The organism is Myxococcus sp. XM-1-1-1, from assembly GCF_020037095.1.
Lineage (GTDB): Bacteria > Myxococcota > Myxococcia > Myxococcales > Myxococcaceae > Myxococcus > Myxococcus fulvus.
Window position 1 is genome coordinate 562,375 of the sequence record NZ_JAIQDH010000002.1, and the last position, 12,730, is coordinate 575,104.

11 protein-coding genes are annotated in these 12,730 nt (G+C 71.0%); 5 read left to right on the top strand and 6 right to left on the bottom strand.

The window, feature by feature from the left end; all coding sequences use genetic code 11:
• Nucleotides 1-75: 75 nt before the first annotated feature.
• From K8640_RS06345 to K8640_RS06355, 3 genes are all read right to left on the bottom strand, one after another.
• Nucleotides 76-1,929 carry a serine/threonine-protein kinase gene (locus tag K8640_RS06345; protein WP_223746243.1) on the bottom strand — a complete coding sequence of 618 codons (1,854 nt, stop codon included), beginning with the start codon at nucleotides 1,927-1,929 and terminating at the stop codon, nucleotides 76-78.
• 114 nt (nucleotides 1,930-2,043) lie between these two features.
• Nucleotides 2,044-2,634 carry a GAF domain-containing protein gene (locus K8640_RS06350; protein WP_223746244.1) on the bottom strand — a complete coding sequence of 197 codons (591 nt, stop codon included), beginning with the start codon at nucleotides 2,632-2,634 and terminating at the stop codon, nucleotides 2,044-2,046.
• A 305-nt stretch (nucleotides 2,635-2,939) separates the two neighbouring features.
• Entirely contained in the window at nucleotides 2,940-3,188 is a 249-nt protein-coding gene (locus K8640_RS06355) for a hypothetical protein (protein ID WP_141331960.1), read from the bottom strand.
• 302 nt (nucleotides 3,189-3,490) lie between these two features.
• On the opposite strand from K8640_RS06355, the gene K8640_RS06360 reads away from it, so the two are divergent.
• The 5 genes from K8640_RS06360 (at nucleotide 3,491) to K8640_RS06380 (ending at nucleotide 10,758) form a co-directional block, all read left to right on the top strand.
• Nucleotides 3,491-3,946, top strand: coding sequence for a hypothetical protein (locus tag K8640_RS06360; RefSeq protein ID WP_141331959.1), 456 nt, complete (start codon nucleotides 3,491-3,493; stop codon nucleotides 3,944-3,946).
• Between the two features lie 48 nt (nucleotides 3,947-3,994).
• Nucleotides 3,995-5,428, top strand: a complete 1,434-nt coding sequence (locus K8640_RS06365) for an ATP-binding protein (RefSeq protein ID WP_223746476.1) — start codon at nucleotides 3,995-3,997, stop codon at nucleotides 5,426-5,428.
• Complete coding sequence (locus tag K8640_RS06370) at nucleotides 5,425-6,768, top strand: sigma-54 dependent transcriptional regulator (protein ID WP_046711316.1); 1,344 nt, start codon at nucleotides 5,425-5,427, stop codon at nucleotides 6,766-6,768. Before K8640_RS06365 ends, K8640_RS06370 begins: the two co-directional genes overlap by 4 nt.
• A 375-nt stretch (nucleotides 6,769-7,143) precedes the next feature.
• Nucleotides 7,144-8,400: a C39 family peptidase gene (locus K8640_RS06375; protein WP_223746245.1), complete on the top strand. Its 1,257-nt coding sequence runs from the start codon at nucleotides 7,144-7,146 to the stop codon at nucleotides 8,398-8,400.
• Between the two features lie 675 nt (nucleotides 8,401-9,075).
• Nucleotides 9,076-10,758 carry a L,D-transpeptidase family protein gene (locus tag K8640_RS06380; RefSeq protein ID WP_223746246.1) on the top strand — a complete coding sequence of 561 codons (1,683 nt, stop codon included), beginning with the start codon at nucleotides 9,076-9,078 and terminating at the stop codon, nucleotides 10,756-10,758.
• 12 nt (nucleotides 10,759-10,770) lie between these two features.
• On the opposite strand, the gene K8640_RS06385 is transcribed toward K8640_RS06380, so the two are convergent.
• Genes K8640_RS06385 through K8640_RS06395 form a run of 3 tightly spaced genes read right to left on the bottom strand, consistent with a single transcriptional unit; the run spans nucleotide 10,771 to nucleotide 12,675 of the window.
• Nucleotides 10,771-11,184 carry a secondary thiamine-phosphate synthase enzyme YjbQ gene (locus K8640_RS06385; RefSeq protein ID WP_223746247.1) on the bottom strand — a complete coding sequence of 138 codons (414 nt, stop codon included), beginning with the start codon at nucleotides 11,182-11,184 and terminating at the stop codon, nucleotides 10,771-10,773.
• 7 nt (nucleotides 11,185-11,191) lie between these two features.
• Complete coding sequence (locus tag K8640_RS06390) at nucleotides 11,192-11,938, bottom strand: alpha/beta hydrolase (protein WP_223746248.1); 747 nt, start codon at nucleotides 11,936-11,938, stop codon at nucleotides 11,192-11,194.
• Nucleotides 11,938-12,675 (bottom strand): peptidylprolyl isomerase, encoded by a 738-nt coding sequence (locus K8640_RS06395; protein WP_223746249.1) that lies wholly within the window; start codon nucleotides 12,673-12,675, stop codon nucleotides 11,938-11,940. Before K8640_RS06395 ends, K8640_RS06390 begins: the two co-directional genes overlap by 1 nt.
• Between the last annotated feature and the right edge of the window lie 55 nt (nucleotides 12,676-12,730).

Genomic DNA, 12,730 nt, shown 5'->3' on the forward strand with positions numbered 1-12,730 from the left:
GGAGTGCCGAGGGATAATGCAATCCCCCGTCACTGGCCATATTCCCCTGCGGAACTCTGTCGCCTTCGTGCCCGTCTAGCGGCGCTTGCCGTTCTTGGGCGCGGGCTTGACGGGCTGCTTCTTGGGGGGCGGAGGAGGCGCCTTCTTGGGCACCACCGCCTTGGCCGGCACCGCCGCGGCCACCTTCGGCGGGGACGGGGTGGGCGTCGGCGGCACCGGCGCCGTCGTCCCTCCGGGCGGCGACTGCTTGAGCACGTAGGTGATGCCGGACACGCGGCAGGTGCCCTCGATGCAGCCGAAGCCGGGGAAGGGCGCGTCGCCGAACTGCTCCACCCAGCCCGCTCCCAGCACCAGCGGCTCGAAGAGCGCCCGGCGGTCCTTGCCCGTGCCCAGGAACGCCTCCAGCCGCCCCTCCGCGTCCACCGCCAGCTCCACGTTCACCGGGCCCGCCTTGGGGGACTCGATGCCGAGCATCGCGCCCCGGCGCTCGCCGAGCGCCCACTCCAGCCGCAAGGGCTCGCCCACGCCGTTGTGCACCAGCGCCACGTAGCGGCCCGTGCTGCCCAGAAGCAGCATGGACGCGGTGGGCGGCGGGGACGGCTGGTAGAGGCTGAACATGTCGCGTAGGCGGCGCTCGAAGGTGAGCGGCGGCGCCTCCGTGAGCAACTGCGCCGTGAGGCTGAGGCTGTCGCCGTCCCGGCGCGTGACGTCCACGCGCACCCGGCCCACGCTCTGCTCGTCGTCCTGCCAGGGGAAGACGAGCGTCTTGTCCTCGAGCGTGACGGGGCGTCCGGCCACCACCAGGCTCTGCTCCGCCAGGCCCTCGCCCAGGGTGAGCCTGCGCCGCTCGGGGTTGGACTCCTCGCGCCCGGGCACCGGCTGGATGCGCGGCTCGCCCAGGTAGGCCATGAGGGTGGCGCCCGGCGCGGACGCCGCGCGGCGCTCACCGCTCAGATAGAAGGCCGTGCCCAGGACCAGGCTGGCCGCCAGCACCATCACCACCGCGGCGGCCTGCATGGTGGTGCGCACCACCTTGCGCACGCCCGCCTTGAAGCGCTGCACCCGCGTCTGCTTCACCGGCAGCATCGACGGCAGGCTGCCGGGGACGAGCAGCTCCAGGTCCGCGATGAGCGCCGCCACCGACGGGTAGCGGTCCTCCGGGTCCGGCTTGAGGCACTTGGTGACGATGCCGTCCAGGCGCGCGTCCAGCCCGGGCTTGCGCTGCGAGGGCGGGTCGAACGTGCCCAGCGGCACCTCGCCGGTCAGCCACTCGTAGAGGATGACGCCCAGCGAGAAGATGTCCGCGCGCGCGTCCGCGTTCTTCGCGTCCACGCGCTGCTCGGGCGCCATGTACGACAGCGTGCCCATGGACACGTGCGTGGACGTCAGCGCGTAGCGCGACGAGGGGCTGGCGTCATCCAGGAACGAGGCGAGCCCGAAGTCCGACACCTTGGCGATGCCGCCGGCCTGCTGGTCCAGCAGGATGTTCTCCGGCTTCAGGTCGCGGTGGATGACGCCGCGGCCGTGCGCGTACTCGATGGCCCGGCAGATTTCGAGCATGCGCCTGAGCGCGCCCATCATGTCGAACTGGGACTGGCGGATCAGCTCGCGCAACGACGGGCCGTCCACGAACTCCATCACCAGGTAGTAGGTGGCGTCCGTCTTCCCCTTGTCGACGATGGAGACGACGTGGGGGTGGCTCAGCGCGGCGAGCGCCGCGGCCTCCTTCTGGAAGCGCGCGATGAAGGACGGGTCCTTCGCCAGCTCCTGGTTGAGCAGCTTCACCGCCACCGTGCGCCCGAGCGACAGCTGGGTGGCCTTGTGGACCTCGCCCATGCCTCCGGTGCCCACGAGCTTTTCGAGGCGGTAGCCGCTGATGAGGTCGGGGGAGCGAGGCCGGCTGATCGCCGTCGGGTCGATGGAGGACATGGCGGTAGACAGGGGGCCGCCAGGGTAGCAGAAACCCTCGACGCACGGGGCCAGGGCTCAAGGGGGGAGGGTCGCCCGCGCCCTCCGTCGCCTGGCGACCGGGGAGGCGAGGGGCTAGTGCCCGGACGCCGGCGTGCGGCCCACCGCCGCCCTCAGGCTGTTGCGCACCTGGTCCAGCGAGGAGCGCATCTGCCCGTGGCGCACCGACGCCGCCACCGCCCGCGACAGCGACTTGAGCAGCGACACGTCCTCGGGCTTCCAGGCCCGGGGCTGCCGGCAGTCCTCGAACACCGCCACGCCCCACCACTGCTGACGCGAGGGGTTGATGGGGCACAGCAGGATGGAGTGCGTCCCCTGCCGCTCGAGCAGATCGCGCATCATCGGCGGCGCGTCACGGGTGGGGCACGCGACCACCATCCCCGCCTCCAGCATGTCCACCCAGCCCGGCGCGAAGTCCCGGAACGAGAACGCGCGCAGCACGGGGTTGGCCAGGGGCGACGCGGTGGGCGGCTCCGCCCAGGCGTAGCGCAGGTCCGTCACGAACCGGCCGTACGTCTGCGACACCCGGTTCTCGAAGATGTAGGCCCGGTCCACGCCCATCGCGTGCCCCACCAGCCCCAGCGACTCCACCGCGGTGGCGGGGCAGAGGCCCTTCTCCAGCAACAGCTTCGAGGCTTCCGACACCTTCGAGAAGGCTTCCACCATGGGGGTGACTCCAGGAAAAGACGGATTTGCAATGGGGTTCCGCAGGAATCCGGAACCGACTGTCATCCTCTGAAGTCGTATTAAGCGCGATTACTGTGTTTCTGTCAAATCCCAGCTTTGCTGAAAATCAAGAGTTCACCACGGAGACAATGACCCAGGCGGGGTGTAGATGACACAGGTGATTTTCCGAGGGAGGCGACCTGGCCGTGAAGTGTCCGGGTGATGACAGACCCCGAAATGCCACGAGGGCGCCCCCCTTGGAAAGGGCGCCCTCGCGGGGATTCCTCGAAGTGAGGAAATCGAGACTACTTGGTCTCGGCGGCCGTCTCGGCCTTGGGGGCGGCCTTCTTGGCCTTCTTGCCCTTGGCGGGCTTGGTCTCGGCGGCGGGCTTGGCCTCGGCCGTCTCGGGCTTGGCCTCCTCGGCCTTCATCTCGGCGGCGGGAGCGGGCTGCGCCTCGGCGGCGGCGGGCTTGGCCTCCGCGGCGGCCGGAGCGGGGGTGTTGGCAAACGCGGTGGCGGCGGCGAGCAGGGCGGCGGCGAACACGGTCTTCATGGAATGCTCCGTTGAGGCAGGACGACGCAGGATTGCGCCGTATCAGCGGACAGGCGCTTGAGCAGCGGGCGTGCCAGCGCGGCCTTCCGAGGGAAGCGCGTGGGCTTTCGTGCGCGTGCTGGGGAGGAAATCCTCAGTTGAGGCTCCAACATTGGGGGCTTGCTCCCCAGACGGGCGCTTGTCGCTTTGACGACACCGGGCCACTTGAGCAAGCTGCGCACGCGTCCTTTGCTGCAACAGGACACGAGCCCGTCGCACCTCGTCGCGAATCTCTCGCGACCGCGGCGCGGGAGAGACGGTGTATGCGGTCCCTGTGGTTCGCGATGGCGACGGCGGTGGCATGGCTGGCGACAGGGTGCGCGCGAATCCCGCCTGAGCGCCTGGAGGCGCAGGTGCTGGAGACGCTGCACTGGCAGCGCCAGTACGAGGCGGAGCGCGAACGCATGGAGTCGGTGGCGGTGAAGCTGGCGGCGCTGGAGTCGGCCATCGAGCGGCTCAAGCAGGAGCGCGCGGAGGCGGAGCAGGGCCGCGCGGCGCTGATGGAGGAGCTGGCGCGCACGGAGGCGGACCGGCACGCGCTGGAGGAGCACAACACGCAGCTGCTCGCGCGGGAGCGGGAGCTCAACGAGCTGCGGGAGATGCACGAGCAGCTGTCGGACGTCTTCTATGAGTCGGCGCTGGAGCGGGCGCGGCGGCGGTTGCCGTCGGCGCGGCAGCCGGATGCTCCGGCGGCAGGCGACGGGACGGCGGCGCCCTGAAGGTCAGGACGCGGGTCCTCGGCCCGTGCTCCGTGGTACAGGACGACCCTGGTGAGCACCCGCAAGTCCATCCGCGGCTATCGCGCCGGCTTCTTCTTCGTGGTGGCCCTGCTGTCGGCCGTCACCGCCTTCATGTTGTGGACGGAGGTGCGCACGGGCGCGCAGGTGGACGCGCTGGTGAAGCAGGCGCTGGAGCGCGCCGGCCTCATCGGGCGCATCCGCGTGGACGCGCTGTCGCTGGAGTCCGCGATTGAGGCGCACATCCGCGCCACGGACGACCGGGAGCGCGGCGCGGCCGACGCGGTGATGGAAGAGATCCTCACCGACATCCGCTTCGCCTCGGAGGCGTACACGCGCAACCTGCCCTCGGGCGACAAGGCGATGTGGGAGCGCTTCAACGCCGCGTGCCAGGGGCTGGCGGACCAGGTGCGCGCGGCGGCGGTGTTCTCGCAGCGGCGCGAGGCGGACCGGGCGCGTCGTCACCTGGCCGAGCGCATCCGGCCGGTGGCCGCGCAGCTGGACGCCTTGGGCGAGTCGCTGTCGGAGGAGAACGCGAACGAGGCGCGCCGGCTGGTGGGGCGGCTGGCCGACCTGCGCGTGCGCAACACGGCGCTGGGCGCGGGCACCACGCTCCTGGCCATGCTGCTGTCGGTGCTGGTGGGGTGGCACATCACGCGGCTGCTCCAGCGTCAGGACGCGACGATTCAGGGGCAGCTGGAGGAGCTGGGGCGGCACAACCAGGAGCTGGATGCCTTCACGCGCCGCGTGGCGCACGACCTCATCAGCCCGCTGGCGCCGCTCAAGGGCTACCTGACGCTCATCCGTCGCACGGGCGCGGTGAAGGACGCGGGCGCGCTGGAGATGCTGGCGCAGTGCGAGTCCAGCGCGGTGCGCATGGGGGAGCTGATTGAGGCGCTCTTGCGCTTCTGCCGCGCGGGCACGCGGGGCGAGCGTACGGTGGGCGAGCTGGACACGGCGGTGACGACGGTGCTGCTGGAGGTGTCGCAGGTGGCGGCGCTGCAGAACGTGGCGTTGGACCGGGCGCTGGAGGCGGGCGTGGCGGTGGACTGCCCGGGGCAGCTGTTGCAGGTCACCGCGCGCAACCTGCTGACGAACGCGGTGAAGTACTCGGCGGGGCGGCCCGACGCGAAGGTGACGGTGCGCGTGGCGACGGACGGGGCGGACGCGGTGCTCGAGGTGTCGGACAACGGCATCGGGATGGGGCCCGCGGTGTTGACGTCGTTGTTCCAGCCGTTCTTCCGCGCGCCGGAGGCGCGCTCGCTGCCGGGGCATGGGTTGGGGTTGGTCACCACGAAGCGGGTGGTGGAGGCGCACGGGGGGACGCTGGCGGTGCGCTCGGAGGAGGGGAAGGGGACGCGCGTGGTGGTGCGCTTCCCGAAGGTCGCGCGGCAGACGGTGGGAAGCGCCGTCCAGTCCGCGGAGTCGTCCACGGCTTCCGCAATCCGCAAGGTGGCTTCGTGAGCTCAGCGCGCATCCTCGTCGTGGACGATGACCCTCAGGCGAGGGATTTGCTCCAGCGGTTGCTGGGGCCGCTCGGCTCGGTGGCGCAGGCGGCGCACCCCAAGGCCGCGCAGGAGAAGCTGGCGGAGGGCGCGTTCGACCTGGTGCTCACGGACATGGCCATGCCCGAGCCGGGGGATGGGCTGAAGGTGCTGCAGGAGGTGAAGGCGCACCTGCCGGACACGCCGGTCATCGTGGTGACGGCGTTCGGCAACATCGAGGGCGCGCTGGACAGCATCCAGCTGGGCGCGTTCGACTACCTGGCCAAGCCCTTCGACGTGGATGCGATTTTGCGCATCGCGCGCCGGGCGCTCGAGCAGAAGCGCTTGGTGGAGGAGAACCGCTCCTTGCGCCAGCAGGTGGACCGCACGGCGCTGGTGGGACGCAGCCCCGCGCTGCTGGAGGTCTACAAGCAGGTGGCCCGCGCGGCCGCGAGCAACGTGCCGGTACTGATTACGGGCGAGACGGGGACGGGCAAGGAGATGGTGGCGCGGGCGCTGCACAAGCGCTCTCCGCGCTCGACGGGGCCGTTCATCCCGGTGGACTGCGGCGCCATCACCGAGTCGCTGATGGAGAGCGAGCTGTTCGGCCATGCGAAGGGCAGCTTCACGGGCGCCTCGGGCGCGCGTCGGGGTGTCTTCGAGGAGGCGAACGGCGGGACGCTCTTCCTGGATGAGATTGGCGACGTGGGGATGAAGGTGCAGTCGCAGCTCCTGCGCGTGCTGCAGGAGGGCGAGATCCGCCGGGTGGGCGAGAGCGTGCCGGTGAAGGTGGACGCGCGCGTGGTGGCGGCGACGAACAAGGACTTGAAGGAGCGGGTGGCGGAGGGCGTGTTCCGCGAGGACCTGCTGTACCGGCTGGACGTGGTGCACCTGCACCTGCCGCCCCTTCGCGAGCGGCGAGAGGACATCCCGGCGCTGGTGCAGCACTTCGCGTCACGGCATGCGCGGGGTGGGGTGAGCCCGGTGGTGACGTCGGAGGCGATGGGGCGGCTGACGGCGTATGACTGGCCGGGCAACGTGCGGCAGCTGGAGAACGTGGTGGCGCGGGCGCTGGCGCTCAACGTGACGGGCGTGCTGGGGCCGCAGGACTTCCCGGAGCCGATTGGAGATGCGCCCAAGCGGCTGACGGGACTCGCGGGGGACATGCCGAGCCTCGCGGAGCTGTCGCGGCGGTACGCGGCGCACGTGCTCCAGTCGGTGGGGGGCAACAAGAGCGAGGCGGCGCGCCTGCTCGATGTGGACCGCAAGACGCTCTACAAGCTGCTGGATGGCGCGGGCACGGAGACGCCGGAGGCATAGGCGCTTCGGGTTGGCGCGGCTCGGCCGCTTTCTCGTCGAGACCGTTGTGCGTGAAGGACCGTGTGCATCGCGCCTGTCGAGGCGCTCGCGAGAGCGTTGAGGTGCGGTGCGCGGGGCCGTATGCGGTGGCGCGTAGGTCGGCGCCGTCATGCGGTAGTGCCGGGGTGGGGGGCGCGGGGCGCTCTCATGCCGTCGCGAAGGCGCGGCGCCCGAGCGCGCGCCGGGGTGTGAGGCGCTCCGAGCGCTCGTTCGTCATCGGGTGTTCCGCTGCGCCTGCCAAGGGCCGCTCCGGGTGCATGCGAGCTGTCCGGTGATGGAGCGTGTCGCTGCGATGCGCCTTGTCTGGAGCCGTGGAGCCCTCGCAGACTCCGGACCGTGAACGCGCGCTCCCTGTCGACGTTGGCCCTCCTCATCACCTCCACGCAGACCGCCTGTGTCTCGCAGCAGAAGGGGCGCGAGGAGCTGCCCGTGGAGGAACCGGGGGCTCCGGCGCGACTGTGGCGGCGCAGCGCGAGCGAGCGCGACTTCGAGCGCTTCACCCGCGAGGGCACGGCGGTGACGGCGGACGGTGCGCTCGTGCTGGAGGCCTCGGCGCGGACCGCCAACGTGCCCGTGCCCGCGGGCCGGTTGGAGGATGGGAGCACGCGCTACCACGAGGCGACCTATCGGCTGGGGAGCGCCGTCTCCGAGGTGCAGCTCGTGCCAGGGGGCTTCAACAGCGTCATCCCGTCCTTCGATGCGCTGACGCCGCCGGGCACGTGGGTGAAGGTGACGCTGGCCGCGCGCATCGAGGGCGTCTGGACGAAGGACTACCACCTTGGGGTGTGGGCCTTCGACAAGGAGCCCGTGGCCCGGCACAGCGTGGAGGGACAGGGCGACGCGGACGGTCAGGTGTTCACGGACACGCTCAACCTCAAGCGTCGCGCGGACGCGCTGCGGATGACGGTGTGGCTGTTCTCGTCCAACCCGGAGGCCACGCCGCGTGTGCGCGCGTTGTCGGCGGCGGTGAGCGACAAGCAGGGGGGCGCGTGGGATGGCGGTGGGGACCGGAGCGTCTGGGGGACGGTGCTGGAGGTGCCCGGCCACTCGCAGATGCTGTACCCGGACGGTGGGCCGGTGTGGTGCTCGCCGACGTCCACCACGATGCTGCTCGCGTATTGGGGGCGCAGGCTGGGACGGCCGGAGCTGGTGACCACGGTGCCTTCGTCGGCGGACCGGACGTATGACTGGGTCTACAAGGGCACGGGGAACTGGGTCTTCAACACGGCCTATGCCTCGGCGATGGGGGACGGCGCGCTGCATGGCGCGGTGCTGCGGCTGGATGGCTTCGCGCAGGTGGAGCGGCTCATCGCCGCGGGCATCCCGGTCAGCATCAGCATCGCCTACGAAGAGGGAGAGCTCACCGGCTCACCCGTGCGCAGCTCCGATGGCCACCTCATCGTGCTCAAGGGCTTCACGCCCGAGGGGGACGTCGTGTGCAACGACCCCGCCTTCAAGACGGACGAGACGGTGTCGGTGACGTACAAGCGCGAGGAGCTGTGGCGCGCGTGGCAGCACTCGCGGGGCGCGACGTATGTACTGTGGCCCTCGGGAACCGCGCTTCCTGTCGAGCTGATTGGGGTGCTGCGCTGACCTGGGCGTGGGGGCTGTTTCACCGTGAGACAATGTCTCGGGTCTCACGGTGCATACGGGTTTCCACTCGTGCGGGTGGGGGCGCGGGAGGCTCCATTCCGTTACATGTGACATCCACCGTCGTGGCGGCACGGATTACGCACCCGAGCGGAGTCGTGCGCAGGGGGCCCCACCTCGGACGACGTTGAGCAAGCGGGCGAGCCCTCGTACCGTGTCGTCCACATGCGACGTTGGCTTCAGCTCGCCCTTCTCCTTCCTGGAATCGCCTGCACGCCTTCGTCCAAGACGGAGGAGCCCGGTCCGGCGGGCACCGTCACACCTCCTGGCCCGATAGCAGCGAACGCCGCGCGTGATGAAGCGGGGACGCCTTCCGCCGCGAACGGGCTCGGAGCTGTTCCAGGTGGCGCGAACAGCGGCGGAGCAGCGCCGACGGCCACCGAGATGGGACCCTCGAGCGGACTCGAAGGCGGCGGACCGACGCAGCCTGGAGCTGCGCCTCTCGCGAATCCTTCCTCTGCCCAGGGCCTCGCGAACAGTACGGCCACACCGAGCGAAACAGCGTCTTCGCCAGTCAGTGTGAACGGTGCCCCATCCGGGCTGGGGGCGGCGAATCCCTCCGCACTCGGCGACACGGCTCGGGCCGATACGACAGTCCCTTCCGCGCAACCCTCCTCGGTGGTTCCCCCGGTCGACGGAGGCACACCCGTCACCGCCGCGACACCAGGCGAGCTGCTCGCGGCCTGGAACCGCACGGCGCCGGTGCTCGACACGGATGGCGGTCCCTCGCGTCCCGTCGTCGCCACGCAGCCCCCGCACTCCGACGCCCCCTCCGCCGGCCACGAGCCCTCGCTCTCCATCGACCCCGAGCTCAGCGCCACCCCGAAGCCCGAGCGTCAGGAACTCCCCCTCGAAGAAGACACGGACGCGCCGCCACCCGCCGAGCAGCTCGTCGTCATCCCCGACCGGAAGAACCCGAGCGAAGAGCTCGTGCTCGGTCCCGACGGTGAGCCCCTCGAGGACACCAGCCTCGTGCTCGACGACCCCTCCCTCGGGCTCGACGGCGAGGACTCCGAACCCACCGCCTCCACCAGCCCCGACGCGGGCTCCGAGCCCGTCGCCATTCCCTACCAGCCCGACGCCGGCTCGCTGCGCGTCCTCCGCTCCATCGCCGTGCGCTCCGAGCCGCGTCAGAGCTCCCCACCCCTGGGCACCGTGGCCCAGGACATGCGCGTCCTGTGGAAGAGCGAGACGGCCATGCGCAGCTCCGAGTGCGAGGCCTGGGTCGAAATCCAGCCGCGCGGCTGGGTCTGCGAGCGCTACCTGGAGCAGAACTTCCGCGAGCCCCGCGTGCGCGACCTCCCCCGCCTCCGCGAGGGCGAGCTCACCCCCGGCACCTACGCACGCGTCGTCGGCAAGCGCGTGCGCGCCTACCCCAGCCTCGCCCTGGCCCGCGCGCGCAGGAAGGGCGTGCTCCTCAAGGGCTCGGTGACGGTGCAGCTGCGCGGACAGGTGCGCGTGGGACGCCGCACCTTCTGGCGCACCACGGATGGCCAGTACCTGGAAGCCCGGGTGCTGCGCGAGTACCGGCCCTCGGCCTTCGTCGGCGTGGACGCGGAGCAGATGTCCGAGCTCTCCTCGCCCTTCGCCTGGGCCCAGTCACGCCTCAAGCCCACCGCGCCCGTCGTCGTCCGCGTCGCCCCCGACGAGAAGGCCGCGCCCGAGACGGTGCTCCCTCCGAGGACGCTCGTCGCCGTGCGCGAGCTGTCCCCCGATGGCCGCTGGGTGCTCATCTCCGAGGACCACTGGGTGTCACGGGACGATTTGCACGTGGCCTGGTTCACCCACGCGCCCCCCGGCGTCGAGCCCGGCGAGCGCTGGCTGGACGTGGACCTGGAGGCGCAGGTGCTCGTGGCCTACGAGGGCGAGCGCCCCGTGTACGCCACGCTCGTCTCCTCCGGGAAGCCCGGCACGGACACGCCCGAGGGCCTCTACCGCGTCTGGATAAAGTTCGCCGAGGCCGACATGACCGGCTCCGGCACCGCGGGCAATGACACCTACCGCGTGGCCACCGTGCCGTGGACCATGTTCTTCGAGCGCGACTACGCCCTGCACACCGCCTACTGGCACGACCGCTTCGGCGAGCCCACGAGCCACGGCTGCGTCAACCTCTCGCCGCGCGACGCCCGGCTCCTCTACACCTGGGCCGCGCCCGAGGTCCCCACCGGCTGGTCCATGGTGCACGCCACGCCGGAGTCTCCCGGCTCGTGGGTGCGCATCCGGGGACAGGCGAGCCTGCCCCCGAAGCCCCAGAAGGAGCGCAAGGCGCGCGTCGTCGCCAGCACGCGCGGCCTGCGCTGAATCACAGTCGCTTCAGCCCACCACCGACACGGTGACGCGTCGGCGGTGGGGCGACGTGCGGTGCTCCCAGACGTAGACGCCCTGCCACGTCCCCAGGTCCGGCGCGCCGTTCTTCACGGGGATGCTCAGCGAGTTCTGCGTGAGCACCGTGCGCACGTGCGCCGGCATGTCATCGGGCCCCTCCGCGTCGTGGACGAACAGCGGGTCCCCGTCCTTCACCAGCCGCGCGAAGAAGGCCTCCAAATCCCGGCGCACATCCGGGTCCGCGTTCTCGCTCAACACCAGGGACGCGCTGGTGTGATGGAGGAACACGGTGCACAGCCCCTGCTCCAGGCCGCTGTGCTCCACCACTGTGCGCACGTCCGCGGTGATGTCCGTGAAGCCCCGTCCCCGCGTGGACACCGTGAGCTGCTTCGCGTGGTACATGCCCTCGTCAGCCTCCCAGTCGGGCCTTCAGGAACGCGGCCAGGCGCGTCAGCTCGCCCTCGTCAATCGTGTGCGGCCCGTCGAAGGGGAAGAAGTCCACGGACAGGCCCGCCTTCACCAACGTGTCGCGCAGGCGCTCGGCCGCCGCGAAGGGCAGCACGTCGTCATGGCGACCGTGGGCCTGGAACACCGGCAGCCCCTGACGGGCCTTGGCCTTCTGCGTCCACTCCGCCTCCGCCAGCAGCGTGCCCGACAGGATGCACAACCCCGCGGGGCACTCCTCCAGCCGCAGCGCCACGTCCGTCGTCACCATGCCACCCTGGCTGAAGCCGCCCAGGACGATGCGGTTGTAGGGCAGCTTCGTCGCCGTCGACATCGCGTCCACCACGGACGTGACGGCGCGGCGCGCGGCGGGCAGGCCCTCCGGGACGCTCTTCCCATACGTGTCCCAGTCCCGCTGCTGCCCGCGCATGATGGACTCGGGCAGATGGAACCAGGCACGTCCGGACGCCATGCCCCACTGCGCCAGCGACAGCGGCGCCCCAGGGAACACGAAGCGCACGCGCCCGGCCAGCGAGGCCTCCAGCCCGACAAGCTCCGGCGCCAGCATCACCAGGTCCGTGGCCGGCGCGCCGAAGCCGTGGCAGAGCACCACCACCAGCTCCGGCGTGGCGCCCTCGGACAGCCCGTCCACCACCTGGCAGTCCAGCTCGCCCAGGCGTGTCGCCACGCGGCGCAGCTTGGGCGGGCTCATCACTTCGCCCCGGCCGTGGCCGGCGCGTCCGCCAGGGTGATCTTCTGGATGACCACCGGCTCCACCGGCCGGTCACCGGGGCCCGTCTTCACCTTGGAAATCTTCTCCACCACGTCGTAGCCCTTCGTCACCTCGCCGAAGATGGTGTGGCGGTTGTTGAGGAAGTCCGTCACCGCCGTGGTGATGAAGAACTGACTGCCGTTGGTGCCCGGGCCCGCGTTGGCCATGGCGAGCAGGCCCGTCTTGTTGAACGTGCGGCCGCTCTGGAACTCGTCCGCGAAGCGGTAGCCCGGGTCACCGCGGCCGGTGCCCGTGGGGTCGCCACCCTGAATCATGAAGTTCGGAATCACGCGGTGGAAGATGACGCCGTTGTACAGCGGCCGGCCCGTCACCTGCTCGCCCGTGTTCGGGTCCTTCCACGGCTTCTCGCCCGTGGCCAGGCCCACGAAGTTGGCCACCGTCAGCGGCGCGTCCTTGGAGAACAGGCGCAGCTCGATGGTGCCCTGGTTCGTCTCCATCGTGGCCAGCAGGTCCTGACCGGCCTGGACCTTCTTGGTCCACTCTCCGGTGGCCTCGGGGGCGGCGGGGGGCGGCGTGGCCGCGACGGGCTTGTCCGCGGGCTTCGTCGCGGCGGGCGGGGTGGGCGTGGCCGCGGTGGGCTCCTTCTTGTCGGAGGAGTCCTTGCAAGCGGCGAGGGAGAGGCTCAGCACGAGCGCAGTCAGGATTCGGAAGGTCATGGGCGGCGCAGATTACCCCCACCCGCGCCGGATTCCAGGACGTCTCGTCGCCCCC

What these genes read in the sequence shown, in the direction of transcription:
- K8640_RS06395 (WP_223746249.1), bottom strand. Translation starts at nt 12,675, where the DNA reads ATGACCTTCCGAATCCTGACTGCGCTCGTGCTGAGCCTCTCCCTCGCC.
- K8640_RS06345 (WP_223746243.1), bottom strand. Translation starts at nt 1,929, where the DNA reads ATGTCCTCCATCGACCCGACGGCGATCAGCCGGCCTCGCTCCCCCGAC.
- K8640_RS06355 (WP_141331960.1), bottom strand. Translation starts at nt 3,188, where the DNA reads ATGAAGACCGTGTTCGCCGCCGCCCTGCTCGCCGCCGCCACCGCGTTT.
- K8640_RS06350 (WP_223746244.1), bottom strand. Translation starts at nt 2,634, where the DNA reads ATGGTGGAAGCCTTCTCGAAGGTGTCGGAAGCCTCGAAGCTGTTGCTG.
- K8640_RS06360 (WP_141331959.1), top strand. Translation starts at nt 3,491, where the DNA reads ATGCGGTCCCTGTGGTTCGCGATGGCGACGGCGGTGGCATGGCTGGCG.
- K8640_RS06390 (WP_223746248.1), bottom strand. Translation starts at nt 11,938, where the DNA reads ATGAGCCCGCCCAAGCTGCGCCGCGTGGCGACACGCCTGGGCGAGCTG.
- K8640_RS06385 (WP_223746247.1), bottom strand. Translation starts at nt 11,184, where the DNA reads ATGTACCACGCGAAGCAGCTCACGGTGTCCACGCGGGGACGGGGCTTC.